The organism is Neobacillus sp. FW104-15D2 (assembly GCF_058790155.1).
In genome coordinates this window covers 1-806 of the sequence record NZ_JBYTCJ010000077.1, presented here as the reverse complement: position 1 = coordinate 806, position 806 = coordinate 1, and the positions used below count along the sequence as shown (strand labels likewise).

The 806-nt window shown below is 28.2% G+C and carries 1 protein-coding gene; it reads left to right on the top strand.

What is annotated here, in order from left to right; genetic code table 11:
* Positions 1-65: 65 nt before the first annotated feature.
* The gene (locus AC3WR0_RS25385; protein ID WP_492554851.1) at positions 66-761 is read left to right on the top strand and encodes a hypothetical protein; all 696 of its coding nucleotides are present in this window, start codon (positions 66-68) and stop codon (positions 759-761) included.
* Positions 762-806: the final 45 nt, after the last annotated feature.

The following is an 806-nucleotide window of genomic DNA, read 5'->3' as shown; positions in this document are numbered from 1 at the left end:
TTTTCGTAGTTGAAAACAGTGTTGCCAAGAGTGAATAAAATGACTCTTTCTTTTTACACAATTATATGGACTCAATCAACTACACAAATAACAAGCTTTTTCCGGGGGGGAATCTTCAGGCAATTATTTCGAAACAATTAGGGAAAAGTGTAAATGATACTGTAACAAAGGATGAACTTAATCGAGTTGATAGTATTCAGATTGATTATGATAATTATACTGATGAAGGAAATTCTGTTAACTTAAAAGGAATTAATAATCTCCTAAATTTAAAATCATTAGTGGTCAATGTGGGTGTTGCAGTAACAAATCTTGATTTAAGTTTAAATAGCAAACTTTCCACATTAACTTTAGATGGAACCAAAATATCGTCTATTAATTTGAGTAAAAATATTAACTTAACGCAATTAGATTTGACATATAATAATTTAAAGAGTCTTGATGTTTCTAATAATAAAAAACTTACGTCTTTAAATTTATATGGCAACCATGATTTTGAAAAAATCGATTTGACGAAAAATACTCAATTAAAGGAACTTCAATTAACTTTCTGTAATCTTAAAGATGTTAATATCTCCAAAAATCCAAACTTAACTACATTATTTATTGATTTTAATAAACTTGAGAAAATGGATGTGTCACATAATCCAAATTTAACTTATCTTAATTTATCGGCAAATGATCTTTCTTCCATTAATTTATCAAAAAGCCCAAAGCTAAATACTGGTGCTAGTATGGATGTATGGACACAAGTTAGTTAAGTCTCTATCATAAAAATAGAGAGGACGTGTCCGGAATGAAACAAA